This is a genomic window from Paraburkholderia sp. FW306-2-2C-D06C, assembly GCF_058781505.1.
Genome location: NZ_JBYSWU010000025.1, coordinates 97,145 through 110,581 on the forward strand (window position 1 = coordinate 97,145; position 13,437 = coordinate 110,581).

The window sequence follows — 13,437 nt, forward strand, 5'->3', positions numbered from 1 at the left end:
GCATCGTACCAAGACGGGAAACGGATCACTAAAGAGCCGGTACCTAAGGGGCCGCCAGACCGTTGGCGCGATACGCGCGCTCGGGGGCGGCAGACAGGTTTTCGCCCATTTCCGGCAGTCGTCGGCTCCCAATATAATCGCGGCATCTCAAACAACAGGGGGCTTCATGATCATCAAACCGCGCGTGCGTGGCTTCATCTGCGTGACTACGCATCCTGCCGGCTGCGAAGCCAACGTCAAGGAACAGATCGACTACGTCACCGCACGCGGTCCCATCGCCAATGGTCCGAAGAAAGTACTGGTGATCGGCGCATCGACGGGCTATGGCCTCGCGGCGCGCGTCAGCGCCGCGTTCGGCTCGGACGCCGCCACGCTCGGCGTGTTTTTCGAGCGCGCCGGCAGTGAGACCAAGCCGGGCACCGCGGGCTGGTACAACACCGCGGCCTTCGAGAAATTCGCCACGGCCAAGGGGCTGTACGCGACGAGCATCAATGGCGACGCGTTCTCGGACGAGATCAGGCAACGCACCATCGACGTCATCAAGCGCGATCTCGGTCAGGTCGATCTGGTGGTCTACAGTCTGGCCGCGCCGAAGCGCACCCACCCCAAGACCGGTGCGGTCTTCAGTTCGACGTTGAAACCGGTCGGCAAGGCCGTCAGCCTGCGCGGCATCGACACCGACAAGGAAGTCGTCAAGGAAACCGTTCTGGAGCCCGCGACGCAGGACGAAATCGACCACACGGTCGCGGTGATGGGCGGCGAGGACTGGCAGATGTGGATCGACGCCCTGCTCGACGCCGGCGTGCTGGCCGAAGGCGCGAAGACGACCGCCTTCACCTATCTCGGCGAAAAGATCACGCACGATATCTACTGGAACGGCTCCATCGGCGCGGCCAAGAAGGATCTGGACCGGAAGGTTCTCGGCATCCGCGAGAAACTGGCGGCGAGAGGCGGCGATGCACGCGTCTCGGTGCTGAAGGCGGTCGTCACCCAGGCGAGCTCCGCCATTCCGATGATGCCGCTGTATCTGTCGCTGCTCTTCAAGGTCATGAAGGAGAAAGGCACGCACGAAGGCTGCATCGAGCAGGTCTATGGGCTCTACAAAGATAGCCTCTACGGCGCGGCGCCGCTCGTGGATGACGAAGGCCGTCTGCGTGCGGACTACAAGGAACTCGACCCGGACGTGCAAGCCCGCGTCCAGCAGCTCTGGAATCAGGTCACCAGCGACAACATCTACGAACTCACCGACTTCAGCGGCTACAAGACGGAATTTCTGCGCCTGTTCGGCTTCGAGATCGCAGGGGTGGACTATGAAGCGGACGTGAATCCCGACGTGCAGATTCCCAACCTCGTTCAGGCCTGAGTTTCTGCGTGAGTGCAGTCATGAGCGTCGCCGTCCACGCTCATCGACTGCGCCGCGTAGCCATCCACCGCACGCATCACGCGCACTAGTGTGGCTTCAGGTGGGGCCGATTTCGAACCTGTCATTCGGCGACGCGCAATTTGCCGGCACGCTCAACGACGCGCACGACGACCTGCTGGAGGCGGCGAAAGCACGCGATGCGGCGCGAGTACGAAGCGCGATCGAGCGCGATCCGAGTCATGCCGCGACGTGTTTGCGCACGCAGTGCCTCTGATCCGGAATCGTATGATCGATTGCGGTGAATTGGCGTGTTTATGGATATTCCGCAGCGCAACAGCACGTGATATTGTTTAATGAAGGCAGAGGGAATTGTTCTGCCGTCCTGACCTGAAGCAATTCACAGCCGCGAGCGTCGCCATGAGTGATGTACGCCACCATTTAAGTCCACGGGACCGTTTGGAGCTGCTATGTTGGCTCACCTGCGGAATCCTTGGCGCTTATTACCTGAATGAGGAGTGGCCTGACGCGGCATTTCACGTCCAGGCCGCGCACAAATGGCTGGACCGCCGCATGCGGGAGGCGGACTGGCTGAGCGTGGCCAGGTTGTCGGCACTGGCGTTGGAGATTGCGCGCCGGCATGCAAAGTTTGTCGATACCGAGTGGGCACGGGATGCAGTCGAAGAGATCCTCGACACGGATGAGCTGGACCCGCAAGCGCGGTTGGTGAGACAGGTTTTGGCCGATTGTCAGAACGCGCTTGCCGATAAGCGGGTAGCGGATTGATTGGGTTCATTTTGGCGTTGCCCCCGCACAGGGGGAACGCCAATGAACCCATAACGAAAACAAAAGAAAAACCAGCGCCGCAGGCCGCCGTACGCAGTAACCCGTAACAGGCTATCTCACATCAAACGCATCATCCCCATGCGTGCGATGTCCATCGGCTGCCACGGCCACCCAATGCACTCACCCAATGCACGGTGTAACGACCGGCCGCCATTCCTTCCCGGGCGCACCGCTCGGCAATCCGCTCCGGCGTTTTCCATTCGTCAGTCAATAGAGCGTAGTGCCGACGGCAAAGCCACGGCGGACAGTGGAAAATGCGTCATCCCGGCTACCGGCACGGAGTGCTCATGAAACCGCATCGCCCGCGTCCCCCGCAACTCCCCGGCGATCAGTCGCATGCGGAGTGGCGGGATCACACCTTGCCGTACGCGATCGTCGCCGCGCTCGTCGTACTGGTGGTCACGCTGATCGTCTGGCTGGTCGATCCGGCGCCGCCAAAGACGATCACGATGAGCGCGGGTCCGCACGACAGTTCATTCCTCGTCGCCGCCGAGCAGTACAAGAAAATTCTCGCCCGCAACGGCATCACGCTGAAGGTGCTGGAATCCGATGGCTCGGTGCAAAACCTGCATCGGCTGCTGGACCCGAAACAGCATGTCGATCTTGCTCTCGTGCAAGGCGGCGTGGCGGATGGCATGGCGACTTCATCGCTGATGTCGCTCGGCAGCGTTTTCTATATACCGGTGGTGGTGTTCTATCACGGCACGGGCGTGACCCAGCTTTCACAGCTGGAAGGCAAAAGGATTGCGATAGGCCGCGAAGGCAGCGGCACTCGCCTGCTTGCGCTCAAGCTGCTGGAAGCAAACGGCATCGAGCCAGGCGGCGACACCGTGCTGGTGCCGAGCGACGGCTTGCAGGCCGCCACGCAACTGGTGGCGGGCGATGTCGACGCGGCGATCCTGAACGGCGACTCGGCGACCCGTGGCTTGATGCTCAGGCTCCTGAAGGTGCCCGGCATCTCCGTGATGAACTTCGACGAGGCGAGCGCTTATACACGTCTCTTTCCGTATCTCGACCAGATCGACCTGCCGCCCGGCGTGCTGGATCTCAAGCACAGAATCCCGCCCGAAACCGTCCACCTGGTCAGCCCGACTGTTGAAATCGTCGCCCGCGCCAATCTGCACCCGGCCATCTCCGACCTGCTGATCGAAGCCGCGCAGGAAGTTCACGGCATGCCCGGGCTCCTGCAGCATGCGGGCGAATTCCCTAATCCCGTCGCCCGTGAATATCAGATCAGCGAAGACGCGCAGCGCTACTACAAGACGGGAAAAAGTTTTCTGTATCGCAACCTGCCGTTCTGGCTGGCCAGCATTGGCGACCGCACGCTTGTTCTGCTGCTGCCGATGGCCGTGCTGCTATTCCCGGCGATGCGCCTGATACCCGCGCTGTACCAATGGCGCGTGCGCTCGCGCATCTATCGATATTACGGTTCGCTGATTGCGATCGAACGCGGCGCGCTCACCACCGACTCGAGCGATGAAGAACGCAAAGCGCTCTTCAAGGAACTCGATCATATCGAGGAGTCGCTTAACCAGTTGCGCATGCCGCTTGCCTATGCCGACGCTTTTTACGTGCTGCGCGAGCATGTCGGTTTTGTGCGCGCCCGGCTCTCGGTGGCGCCGGGGCAAGGCAGCCCGCCCTAGACGAGGTACCGGCTGTCAGGCCTCTGAATCGACCGGCGAGCTGGTCGGCGAGTCGACTTGCTGTGCATCGGCCTGTGACTCGGCCTGTGCATCGGCATGCGACTCGGCTTGCGCGTTGGCTTGTGAGGCGGCCGGCGGCGTAGCCGTCGGGTTGGCTGCTTTAGGCGCGGCTTTAGCTGCCCGGTGCGCCTGCAGGCGTTGTGCGCCGGCGGCTTCCTGTGCCGTCACCTTCCCCGCTTCGCTGCCGGTCAGATCGACTCGCGCAGCACCTTCGACGAGGCACTTCCAGTAGCGGCTGCCGCGGCACCAGGTTTTGATCGCGTCGCGCAACTCGGCTTCGCTCAACGACAATTCCTTCGCGTGAACGACGAGGTCCTCGAAGATGCCGACCTTCAGCGGGAGCTTGGGTGCTGGATTCTTTGGAAACGCAATGGGGAAGCGCTTTTGCAGTTTCCCGATCGTTTTGACGACCGGGTCGACGGGTTTCGCGTCCGGCGCCGGTGCGGGCGCAGCCCGGCGCTGTTGCGGCGGCTTGCGGGCGGGCCTCGCGCCAGGCTTTGCACCAGCCTTTACACCAGGTTTTGCGGCGGGCTTGGCGGCAGGCGCGGCGGGGGCGGCTTCGGCCCGTGCCGCGGCAAGTTGCTTTTTCAGTTCAGCGAGTTGTTCGAAACCCATGGCGCACAGTCGATCGAGAAAGACGAGATTGTAGCAGCGAGTCGATCCAGTCATGACGACGCCGGCGGCCTGCCGCAAAGGTTTGCCCAGCAATAGTTCTACCGCGGTGAGATTACGCTGGAAGCTCAAACCTCATAAGCCGTCAGGCCGAAAACATCCACACACAAGCCGCTACGCCCAGCGTTATTTCGCAATGCCAGCGTCAGCTGATGCCTCTGCGCGATCCGCGAGACAATCGCCAACCCCAGGCCACTGCCCTCGCCGTGCGCCTCCTCGCCTCGATAGAACCGATCGAAAACCCGTTCGAGCTCAGGCTCGGGAATCCCGGACCCGCTATCCACCACCTCTAATCCCACCCGGTCTCCAGAGCGCTTCAACACCACATCGACCTTGCCGCCGCGCGGCGTATGCCGAATCGCGTTATTGATCAGATTGCCCAACAACACAGTCATCCCATACGGCTCGGCCAGCACCGTATACGCATCGCCAGGCGTGCGCGCCTGCTCGCACTCGAGCCCAAGATCGATCTCCCTGGTCTCGGCAAGCAGCGAAAAATCTCCCACCGCCTGCTCGCCGATCCGGCGCAAGCTCACCGGCACCATCGACGTCACCGGATGCGCATCCTCGCGCGCCAGCGTCAGCAACTGCTGCACCAGATGGATGATCCGGTTGACCCGTCCCTCGACACGCTCCAGCGCCTGCCCCTCGCCCTTTAACGTGCCGTCGCGCGAGGCGGCCTGCAGTTGCAGTTTCAGCGCGGCCAGCGGCGAACGCAACTCGTGCGCGGCATCGGCGATAAAAGTGCGCTGCGCCTGCGACGCAGTATTCAAACGCTGCAGCAAATCATTGAGCGCCTCGACCAGCGGCCGGATTTCGACCGGCACGGCGCCGTCCAGACGCAGGGGTTCCAGCGAATCGATCGAACGGGTCGCCAGTGCGCGGGACAAGCCGCCAATCGGCGCGAGCCCGCGCGCGACCACCAGCAATACCAGCACGATCGTCACCGGCAGCAGCAAGCCAAGCGGCCATAGCGTATGCAGCGCCAAGGTGAGCGCGAGATCCTCGCGCACGGACACCGGTTGCGCGACCTGGATATAGCGGTCCGGCTGCTGCAACCCGAACGCGCGCCAGTGAGATTCACCGCGCTCGACCGTGCTGTAACCTTCGCGCAGGCGCGAAAACACCGGCGCTTGCATCGAGTGATAAATGAGCTTGCCGGCACGGTCCCAGATTTCGATGACGACGCGGTCGTCGGCGAGATCGCCCAAATCGGGGCTGCGATGCTCGACATTCGACGGGCCCTGGAGGTTCGACGGCAGCGACAGCGCCACCGTGCGCAGTTCGTAGTCGAACAGCTCGCTCGCCTCCTCCCGCGCCGTATGAAAGATGCCGTAGCCGGCCACGCCCGAGGCCGCTGCCATGCCGAAAATCAGCCAGCCGAGCAGCCAGCGGCGAATCGACGTCATCCGCACCTCTTCAGGCGATAACCGACGCCGCGCACGGTCACCACCTGGTCCGCGCCGATCTTGCGCCGCAAGCTGTGCACATGCACCTCGATCGTGTTGCTGCCTACCTCCTCGCCCCAGCCGTACAGTTTTTCTTCGAGCTCGGCCTTGGTGAAGACGCGCGTGGGCTCCTCGATCAGCGCCTGCAGCAGCGCGAATTCGCGCGGCACGAGCGCCACCGGCTCGCCGTCCTTGGTCACCTCGTGCGCCGCCGGGTCGAGTGTGAGCTCGCCGTGCGCGTACACGGGCTGCTTCTGGCCGGTACGCCGCCGCAACAGCGCGCGCACCCGCGCGGCAAGCTCATCGAGATCGAATGGCTTGATCAGATAATCGTCGGCGCCTGCGTCGAGGCCGCGAATCCGGTCGTCCACCGCGTCGCGCGCGGTCAGGATGATCACCGGCGCAGCGCCGCCGGCCTTGCGATATGCATTCAGCACGTCGATGCCGTCTTTCTTCGGCAAGCCGAGATCCAGCAGCACGAGGTCGTACACGCCGTTGCCGAGCGACAACTCCGCAGCGCGGCCGTCTTCGGCCCAATCGATCGCGTAGCCCGCGCGGCGCATCGCGCCCAGTACGGTCTCCGCAATCATGTCGTCGTCTTCGACTAATAACAGACGCATGGCCTCTCCTCTCTCCAGTTTGCCCGCATTGTTCCGTTCTTCAGCTTAACGTTTCCTTATGGCTCGCTTATGTTTTCCTTATGGGAGGCTTATGCGACGCTGAAGCTACGCTTATGGGACGCTTAAGCGCCGGTTAGGCATCACTTAAGCTCATCCTCAGCCGAATCGGCCCCTGTTGAGCCGCGTCCGCTCAGGATGCCCCACCTTTTGTTCAGGAGCCGGACCTTTCGAGGAAGTCGCGATGCTCGCCGTGGCCAACATATAGCCTCACGTCGCAGCAGCAATCGCAGTCGGCGCTGCACGATCTGGCGCAGTTCCAGATGCGGCCGCTGCTTTCTTCGGTGGAAGGCGTGGCGCGCGTCGACGTGATGGGCCGTGCGCAGGACGAATTCGAAGTCGCGATCGAGCATGGCGATGGCCAGGGCGATTAGCGCAAAGCTCGCCGCCTTCCAGCATCAGACGCCCGCCAGCGCGCATCTTTCTGATTTTTCTCTTTGCCTGCGCGGCGCCATAAAAAAGCGCCGGTAGGCACACAACGCCCATAGCGAAACCCTACCCTCCGTCAGACGTCTCCATCACCCTCAAAGCCGCACTGCGCGCCGCGCGCGCAGAACCTCCGCCAACCGGCACTCGAGCTCCGCGCCAAACCACATGTGATCCAAACGCCCCGGCCAGCCACTGCGCGGCGAGCAACATATCCCGCAACGGCACAAGCGGCAAATCCCGCCAGAACCTGCGCTCATGCCGCGCGCTACGCAGATGCAGCAACATTCGCGCGGCAAACCCGGCCGCGGTGCAGGCAGCACTCGCAAGCGCCGCCCACAGATGCACGCCGTCGTACGGCCCCACCGCCAGGCTGCCGGTCAGCCACGCACCGGCCGCGATCCACGGCGACGGAAACGTGATGAACAAAAAAGCAAACCCGAGCGGGTTCACGGAGCGAATCGTGCGCAGCCACCGCGTCTCACGCTGCCACAACGAGGCGAAAGTCGGCTCGATAACGTCGGTGGCCACCATCACACGCGACAAAACCGTCTGCAGCCCCAGTTCGCGCACATGTTCGGCGAGCCAGTAATCGTCGGCGAGACAATTTTTCAGCGCGTCGAAGCCGCCGATCTGCTCGAGCGTCTCGCGACGCAACGCCAGCGTCGCACCGAAGCCGAAGCGGCGCGACCCGGCCGCGTGCGCGACGCGCACCGAAGGCGCAAACCACTCGTTGATGAACAGCGCGCCGACGCGCGGCCAGAATCCGCCGACGCCCTGCGCCACATAAAGGCACGTGACGACGCCCACGCGAGGATCGGCCAGCGGCGCGGCCACGGTGTCGAGATAATCGGCTTCGACGGCGATGTCGCTGTCGGCAATCACGATCACGTCGTGACGCGCCCGCTCGGCCATGTTGATCAGATTGCTGACCTTGAGATTGCAGCCGTGCACCCGCGTATCCACCGCGAGCTCGATGTCGTGCAGCGGATACGCGGCCTGCAAACGCCGCACCACGGCGATCGCGGGATCGTCGGGCGAGGACACGCCGAGCACCAGTTGAAAGTGCCCGTGACGCTGCTCGCAGAAGGTCCTGAGGTTTTCGTAGAGACGCGGCTCCGCACCGCAAAGCGGCTTGAGCACGCTCACGCCGACCTTCGTGAAAGGATCGGTCCGGCATCTGGCGGCGCCGCCACGGCGCGCCGCGAAGAACGGCATGGCCACTGCCGCCAGCATCGCGTACAGCGAAGCCGCGCCACATCCGACGAGCAACAACCATTGGCATGCTGTCAACGTGTGGGCCGCCATTGGCTGGCTCCGTTAGTGCTCGGCGAGCTGGGAACCCGGCAAGACCAGCAGCACGAGCGATGCGAGGGCTTCGGCGCACATGGCCGTGAGCGAAGCCGCCATCAGATGGGCTCGCAGCATGTCGACGGTGACTGGCTTCATGGCTTGGCCTCGTGACCTGACGATATGCACGGCGCGATGGATGCGCAAACAGGCGCCCGTCGTGCATTTCATCGATGTGCTTACGATTGCATTGCGAAAATATGACAACGCGATGCTGCTCTCGCGCGCTCATGCCGAGCCGCGCGACAGCGGCCTGTTGAGGGGCGATAGTATCGATTCAAACTGAAGGAAACCTTAAGGAAGATGGCGGTATAAGGCGGGCGCCGAACATCGTGGTTACACTTCGCCATATGGCCCGGCGCTTGCTTGAAGGCCGGCGCAGCCGAGCCGGATCAAGGCCACACCCTGAACGGAATGAACTGACTTATGCGCATCCTCCTCGTAGAAGACGACGACCTGATCGGCTGCGGTATCGAAGCGGGGCTGCGTCAGGCCGGTTTCACGGTCGACTGGGCGCGCGACGGTCACAAGGCCGATCTCGCGCTCGTCACGACGGCCTATGCGCTCGTGATACTGGATCTCGGCTTGCCCCGGGTGTCGGGCATGGACATCCTGAGGCGCCTGCGCGACGCGGGCAACGACGTGCCGGTGCTGGTGCTGACCGCGAAGGGCACGGTGGTCGATCGCGTCGGCGGGCTCGAAGCCGGCGCCGACGACTACCTCGGCAAGCCGTTCGACCTGACCGAGCTGATTGCGCGTTGCCGGGCCTTGCTGCGCCGCGCGCAAGGGCGCAGCGTCGAGGTGATCCGCTATCAGGATCTGACCGTCAACCCGGCCGCGCAAACGGTCGAGATCGGCGACACTCGCGTGTCCCTCACCTCGCGCGAATGGGCGATCCTGATGCAGTTGCTGACCAACCAGGGTATTCCCCAGTCGCGTTCGCGCCTCGAAGAAAGCCTGTATGGATGGCAGGAAGAAATCGAAAGCAATGCCATCGAAGTGCATGTGTCGAATCTGCGCAAGAAGCTCGGCGCGAAACTGATCAGAACGGTTCGCAATATCGGCTACGTGGTGGAGAAAGCGTGATGTCGTCGATACGCCGTCGGCTGATGCTGCTGATTCTCGCCTGCATCGCGCTGATATGGGCCGTCGCGCTGGTATCAAGCTATCGTCAGGCGACCCGCGAAGTCAGCCAATGGGAAGACGCTCGCCTCGCCGAACTGGCGCAAATCCTCGCCCTGCTCGACGAGAGCAGTCTGATCACGCTCGCCAATGCGCGGATCGATGTGCGGGAGGAAGAAAAAGGCGGCGACCCCGGCGCCAGCAACGAAGAGGACGACGACAGCCTGCCGCGCGACGCGCTGTTCCAGGTGCGCAGCGCCAGCGGCGAGGTGCTGGCGGGCAGCCCGCAATTGCGTGCGTTGCAGGCGTGGGATCTGCCGGTGCCGGCGGTCGGCGGCGCGCAAACCATCATGCTGGGCGGCAAGGCGTGGCACTCGTTCACCTTGCGCGACACTGCGCTCGGCCACATCGTGCGCGTGTTCGAACCGGCCAATACGCGCAGCGATCTGGTGAGCGGCGTTGCGAACCGGGTTGCCCGGCCCACGCTGCTTGCGCTGCCGGTGCTGGCGTTGCTGGTGTGGTTCAGCATCGGCTGGAGCCTGACGCCGCTCAAGATCCTGTCGGGCGCGATCCGCGCGCGCAACATCAACCGGCTGGAACCGATCGACATCGGCCATTCGCCCACCGAAGTGCGGCCGCTGATCGATGCGATCAATCTGGTGCTGTCGCGCTTGCGGCACTCGCTTGAGCGCGAACGCGCGTTTACCGCCGACGCCGCCCACGAACTGAAAACGCCGCTCGCGGCGATCAAGGTGCAGGCGCAAGTCGCGCTGGCCGAGCCGGACGCCGCGTTGCAGCGGCTGGCGATGGAGCGCGTGGTGCAAGGGGTGGACCGCAGCGCGCGGCTCGCCGAGCAATTGCTGCTGCTGGCGCGGCTGGACGCGCACGAGAAACTGTCGAGCGCGCCGCTCAAGCCCGCCGCGGTCGCCAAAGACGCGCTGCTCGCCAACGAGCGCAATGCGCAGCAAAAAAACATTCACGTGACCCTGACCGGCGACCTGCGCGCCGAGATCAACGCGGAACCGGTGCTGATCGGCATCCTGCTCGACAATCTGCTCGACAACGCGATCAAGTACGGCCGCGCCGGCGGCCGCGTGGAGGTTGCGGTACAGCATGCCCTCGACCGCGTGCGGTTGACGGTGCGAGACGACGGGCCTGGCGTCGCGTCCGCCGATCTCGCTCATCTGACGAATCGCTTCTATCGCGCGACCGGCAATCAGGCGACCGGCAGCGGCCTCGGCCTGTCGATCGTCGCGCGGATCGCGGAGCATTTCGATGCGAGCCTGCATCTCGGCACGGGTATCGGCGAGCGCGGGCTCGCCGTCGAAGTGTCGTTTCCGGCTTATGGGGGCGCGCACTGAGGCTGGGCTGGGCGGCTGATCGCTGCTTCCGCTGCTTCCGTTCGGCGCTCGGCGCTCGGCGTGTACTCACTCAGCGCTGGCTTGCCTCGCGAACGCTCCCTTGCTCCGCAAGCTCCGAAAGCTCGGCCCGCCTTGGCGCGCGAGCCGACGACTCGGCGAACTGCCACGCAAAGAGTCCCGGCACGAAGATCAGCAGGTCGCGAATGCGCCGCGCGCCAGCCAGCGCGAGACAGATTGAAGGATCGAGGCCCAGCGCGCCGCCGATCAGAATGAAACCGCCCTCCTGCACGCCCAGCCCGCCCGGCACGAAGAACGCCGCGCTGCTGACCGCCTGAATCAGCGATTCGATCACCACCGCTTCGACAAGCGTGACCTGCACGCCGAGGAAGTACAGCGCGAGCCAGATCTCCAGCGAGGTCAGGAAGCACTGCAGCGGCTGCCAGAAGAACAGATAGCGCAACACCACGCCGCGCCGGCGCCAGATCAGCTTGATGGCCTGATCGATCTGGGCGGATTGCCCGACCAGTGCGGCGAGCTTGCCGCTCGTCATGCGATTGAGCGCGCGCGTGATGCGCTCGAAGGGATTGGCGTGCTGCACGAGCGCGAACAGCAGCAGCAGCGGGGTCAGCACCACCACGCCCCACGCCAGCTGTCCCGCGAGCCGCAGCGTACCCGAATGCGCGTGCGCGAACAGAAAGCCGATACCGACCATCGTGAACAGCAGCTGGCTGATCACGGTGAGCTGCATGTCGACGATGATGCTGCCGACCGCCGTCGGCGGACGCACACCCCAGCGCTTGAGTATCCGGAACGATACGACCTCGCCGCCGATGCGGGCGACCGGCAGCATGCAATTGACCGATTCGCGCACCCACACCAGATGCAGCATCGCGGCGACGCTCGGCCGGTTCGCGCCCCGAATCAGCGAGCGCCAATCGGCGGCATTGGCGAGCATCGGCAGCACGTGCGCGATGGCAGCCAGCAGCAGGCCGGCGCCTGCGGTGCGCAGCGCGCCGAGCACGGCGCCGGGGTTGCCTTGCCAGACCAGCCACAGCGAAACCAGCAAGCCGGCTAGCGCGGCCACGCGGCCGAGATGCTTCACCACGCGTGTACCTTCCGCTTGCGCTTCAAACCGCTTCCGCCACCGTCTTCGAAATACCTGCGCTTCTTCATTGCTGACCCAACCCGCTGTTCTGTCTATCCGTTCCGCTTCATTCGCCGTGCTTCATTCGCCGTGCTTCATTCGTCCTGAGCCGCCGACAGCAGGCCGTCGCCGTCCACCTTGAAGCTGAAGCCGCGCCAGATCACGCGCGACGACCAGAAGCTCGCCACAAAAATCGCAAACGATACGATATCCCACAACGGCAGCAGCCACAGGTCGCGATGCGCTTGCCGCAACGCCCGATCGGACAGCAAGTTCAGCATGAACCGCGCGCACACGGCGGCCAGCGCGAGCAGCCAGGCCCACCTGGCGCCCCCTGAGAAGGCTATCGCGAGCAGCGCGAAGGCGAGCGGATGAATCAGCGCCGAGCCGAGATGGCCGAGCGGATCGACGCTGCGGATCGTGCGGCTCCAGCGCAGTTCGTGAGCGACCAGTTGCGCCGCACTCGTTTCGACGCAGGCATGCGAGATCGTGAACGGCGGAATCACCACCTTTTCGCCGATCATCCGCACCGCTTCGCCGATCGCGTGATCTTCGGCCAGATGCCGGACGAACGGCGTGAAACCGCCGATCTTTTCGAGCGTGTCGCGGCGCATCGCGATGGTCTGCCCGAAACACGGGCGCGCGAGACCGAGCGCCAGCCCCATCACCACGCCCGGCAAAAACTGATAGTTGGTGGACTTGGCGGACAGACGCGGCCAGAAACCCGGGTCGGGCTGCCCGCGATAAACACAGGTCACGAGACCGACGTCCGGTTTTTGCAATTCGCCGATCACGTTGCGCAAATAATCCGGCCCGACGCTCACGTCGCTGTCGGCGAAGACCAGCACATCGTGCTGCGCTTGCGGCAGCATATTGAGGATGTTGCTGATTTTGCGATTCGGGCCGTACAGGCGCGCATCGGCGACCACGGTGATGTCCGCTTCGGGATGCAGACGCCGCAGTTCGTCGACGGTTTGCAAGGCGGGATCGGTCGATTCGTGCACGCCGAACAGAAATTGCATGGGGCCCGGATAGTCCTGCCGACAAAAGCTCGACAGGTTGGCGAGCAGCGCCCATTCCTTGCCGTGCAAGGGTTTGACGACCGTGACCGGCGGGAAGCTGGTCGGCTCGGACACCGGCCGTGCGAAGAACCGGCCGATCAGCGCGCCGGCCAGCACGGTGTAAACGATACCGAAGACCGCGCACGCCGCGCACGCGCAGGCCAGCGTGACGGCGAGCAGATGCGCGGCGATCACGCTTGGTGGGCGCGCAGGAACCGGAAGAATTCGACGCCTTCGCGCAGGCGCCGTTTCATCATGTCCCAGCTC

14 protein-coding genes are annotated in these 13,437 nt (G+C 64.1%); 7 read left to right on the forward strand and 7 right to left on the reverse strand.

Going from position 1 to position 13,437, the window contains the following annotated elements; genetic code table 11:
• The first annotated feature begins 166 nt into the window (after positions 1 to 166).
• From fabV to AC3WLT_RS20065, 4 genes are all read left to right on the forward strand, one after another.
• Positions 167 to 1,363 carry an enoyl-ACP reductase FabV gene (gene fabV / locus AC3WLT_RS20050; protein ID WP_492593431.1) on the forward strand — a complete coding sequence of 399 codons (1,197 nt, stop codon included), beginning with the start codon at positions 167 to 169 and terminating at the stop codon, positions 1,361 to 1,363.
• Positions 1,364 to 1,451: 88 nt separating this feature from the next.
• Positions 1,452 to 1,637: a hypothetical protein gene (locus tag AC3WLT_RS20055; RefSeq protein ID WP_492593432.1), complete on the forward strand. Its 186-nt coding sequence runs from the start codon at positions 1,452 to 1,454 to the stop codon at positions 1,635 to 1,637.
• A 143-nt stretch (positions 1,638 to 1,780) separates the two neighbouring features.
• Positions 1,781 to 2,146: a hypothetical protein gene (locus tag AC3WLT_RS20060; protein ID WP_492593433.1), complete on the forward strand. Its 366-nt coding sequence runs from the start codon at positions 1,781 to 1,783 to the stop codon at positions 2,144 to 2,146.
• 347 nt (positions 2,147 to 2,493) lie between these two features.
• Positions 2,494 to 3,849, forward strand: coding sequence for a TAXI family TRAP transporter solute-binding subunit (locus AC3WLT_RS20065; protein ID WP_492593434.1), 1,356 nt, complete (start codon positions 2,494 to 2,496; stop codon positions 3,847 to 3,849).
• A gap of 15 nt (positions 3,850 to 3,864) precedes the next feature.
• Here the strand turns inward: AC3WLT_RS20065 and AC3WLT_RS20070 are convergent, their stop codons facing one another.
• The 5 genes from AC3WLT_RS20070 to AC3WLT_RS20090 all read right to left on the reverse strand — a co-directional run bounded on the left by AC3WLT_RS20070 (position 3,865) and on the right by AC3WLT_RS20090 (position 8,581).
• Positions 3,865 to 4,524 carry a ProQ/FinO family protein gene (locus AC3WLT_RS20070; RefSeq protein ID WP_492593447.1) on the reverse strand — a complete coding sequence of 220 codons (660 nt, stop codon included), beginning with the start codon at positions 4,522 to 4,524 and terminating at the stop codon, positions 3,865 to 3,867.
• A gap of 125 nt (positions 4,525 to 4,649) precedes the next feature.
• The gene (locus AC3WLT_RS20075; RefSeq protein ID WP_492593435.1) at positions 4,650 to 5,990 is read right to left on the reverse strand and encodes an ATP-binding protein; all 1,341 of its coding nucleotides are present in this window, start codon (positions 5,988 to 5,990) and stop codon (positions 4,650 to 4,652) included.
• Entirely contained in the window at positions 5,987 to 6,649 is a 663-nt protein-coding gene (locus AC3WLT_RS20080) for a response regulator (RefSeq protein ID WP_492593436.1), read from the reverse strand. Before AC3WLT_RS20080 ends, AC3WLT_RS20075 begins: the two co-directional genes overlap by 4 nt.
• A 552-nt stretch (positions 6,650 to 7,201) precedes the next feature.
• Positions 7,202 to 8,440: a bacteriohopanetetrol glucosamine biosynthesis glycosyltransferase HpnI gene (gene hpnI, locus AC3WLT_RS20085; RefSeq protein WP_492593437.1), complete on the reverse strand. Its 1,239-nt coding sequence runs from the start codon at positions 8,438 to 8,440 to the stop codon at positions 7,202 to 7,204.
• A 12-nt stretch (positions 8,441 to 8,452) separates the two neighbouring features.
• Entirely contained in the window at positions 8,453 to 8,581 is a 129-nt protein-coding gene (locus tag AC3WLT_RS20090; RefSeq protein WP_492593438.1) for a hypothetical protein, read from the reverse strand.
• A 61-nt stretch (positions 8,582 to 8,642) separates the two neighbouring features.
• Here AC3WLT_RS20090 and AC3WLT_RS20095 point away from each other — a divergent pair, with 61 nt between their 5' ends.
• From AC3WLT_RS20095 to AC3WLT_RS20105, 3 genes are all read left to right on the forward strand, one after another.
• Positions 8,643 to 8,768: a hypothetical protein gene (locus AC3WLT_RS20095; protein WP_492593439.1), complete on the forward strand. Its 126-nt coding sequence runs from the start codon at positions 8,643 to 8,645 to the stop codon at positions 8,766 to 8,768.
• Between the two features lie 140 nt (positions 8,769 to 8,908).
• A complete protein-coding gene (locus tag AC3WLT_RS20100) occupies positions 8,909 to 9,568 on the forward strand; it encodes a response regulator (protein ID WP_492593440.1) in 660 nt (219 codons plus the stop codon).
• Entirely contained in the window at positions 9,568 to 10,965 is a 1,398-nt protein-coding gene (locus AC3WLT_RS20105; RefSeq protein ID WP_492593441.1) for an ATP-binding protein, read from the forward strand. Before AC3WLT_RS20100 ends, AC3WLT_RS20105 begins: the two co-directional genes overlap by 1 nt.
• A 70-nt stretch (positions 10,966 to 11,035) precedes the next feature.
• Here the strand turns inward: AC3WLT_RS20105 and AC3WLT_RS20110 are convergent, their stop codons facing one another.
• Together AC3WLT_RS20110 and hpnI (AC3WLT_RS20115) are read right to left on the reverse strand one after the other, a co-directional pair.
• On the reverse strand, positions 11,036 to 12,070 hold the full coding sequence (locus AC3WLT_RS20110; RefSeq protein ID WP_492593442.1) for a lysylphosphatidylglycerol synthase domain-containing protein: 1,035 nt from the start codon (positions 12,068 to 12,070) through the stop codon (positions 11,036 to 11,038).
• A gap of 134 nt (positions 12,071 to 12,204) precedes the next feature.
• On the reverse strand, positions 12,205 to 13,365 hold the full coding sequence (hpnI, locus tag AC3WLT_RS20115; RefSeq protein WP_492593448.1) for a bacteriohopanetetrol glucosamine biosynthesis glycosyltransferase HpnI: 1,161 nt from the start codon (positions 13,363 to 13,365) through the stop codon (positions 12,205 to 12,207).
• Positions 13,366 to 13,437 lie beyond the last annotated feature (72 nt).

Excerpts from the sequence above, each read along its gene's own strand:
- fabV (WP_492593431.1), top strand. The coding sequence starts at position 167 with ATGATCATCAAACCGCGCGTGCGTGGCTTCATCTGCGTGACTACGCAT.
- AC3WLT_RS20060 (WP_492593433.1), top strand. The coding sequence starts at position 1,781 with ATGAGTGATGTACGCCACCATTTAAGTCCACGGGACCGTTTGGAGCTG.
- AC3WLT_RS20065 (WP_492593434.1), top strand. The coding sequence starts at position 2,494 with ATGAAACCGCATCGCCCGCGTCCCCCGCAACTCCCCGGCGATCAGTCG.
- AC3WLT_RS20070 (WP_492593447.1), bottom strand. The coding sequence starts at position 4,524 with ATGGGTTTCGAACAACTCGCTGAACTGAAAAAGCAACTTGCCGCGGCA.
- AC3WLT_RS20075 (WP_492593435.1), bottom strand. The coding sequence starts at position 5,990 with ATGACGTCGATTCGCCGCTGGCTGCTCGGCTGGCTGATTTTCGGCATG.
- AC3WLT_RS20080 (WP_492593436.1), bottom strand. The coding sequence starts at position 6,649 with ATGCGTCTGTTATTAGTCGAAGACGACGACATGATTGCGGAGACCGTA.
- hpnI (WP_492593437.1), bottom strand. The coding sequence starts at position 8,440 with ATGGCGGCCCACACGTTGACAGCATGCCAATGGTTGTTGCTCGTCGGA.
- AC3WLT_RS20090 (WP_492593438.1), bottom strand. The coding sequence starts at position 8,581 with ATGAAGCCAGTCACCGTCGACATGCTGCGAGCCCATCTGATGGCGGCT.
- AC3WLT_RS20100 (WP_492593440.1), top strand. The coding sequence starts at position 8,909 with ATGCGCATCCTCCTCGTAGAAGACGACGACCTGATCGGCTGCGGTATC.
- AC3WLT_RS20105 (WP_492593441.1), top strand. The coding sequence starts at position 9,568 with ATGTCGTCGATACGCCGTCGGCTGATGCTGCTGATTCTCGCCTGCATC.